Below are 391 nucleotides of genomic sequence, written 5' to 3'. Positions count from 1 at the left end.
GAATGGTGCCGTACTCGACGGTCCAGGCGACGCGGTGGGCGCCGACGTGGAAATACCGGCCGACGACGTTCTGGGGGACGCGGACGACGCCGTAGCCGCCCTCGTTCAGGGGGCCGCCCCAGTTCCAGCAGGCGGCGTCCGGGTCGGGAGCGTCGAGGTCCTTGTGGGTCTGGAGGATCCACAGGTCCAACAGGTTGCCGTCGGCGACGCTGTCCAGCGCCCGGGTGGTGGGGTCGTCCAAGGGGACGAAGACGGTGGAGGTGAGGCGGTTGACGACGGCGGTCGATTGGCGGTAGCCGCGGAGGCCGATCTGATCGGGAAGCACAGACAGATCCCTTCGATTGCACAGGCAAGCACGCGAGCGTGGAAGTTCTCCTGGGCAATCTCTGGC

1 protein-coding gene is annotated in these 391 nt (G+C 67.8%); it reads right to left on the bottom strand.

All coding sequences use genetic code 11. The annotated features are described in order from the left end of the window. A partial coding sequence (locus AC1DYK_RS36110) for a hypothetical protein (RefSeq protein ID WP_478170639.1) occupies positions 1-325 on the bottom strand: 325 nt, incomplete at its 3' end. Positions 326-391: the final 66 nt, after the last annotated feature.

The organism is Variovorax sp. P2_H12, from assembly GCF_056403395.1.
Note: the sequence above shows the minus strand (reverse complement) of the source record. Positions and strands in the feature narration are given on the sequence as shown.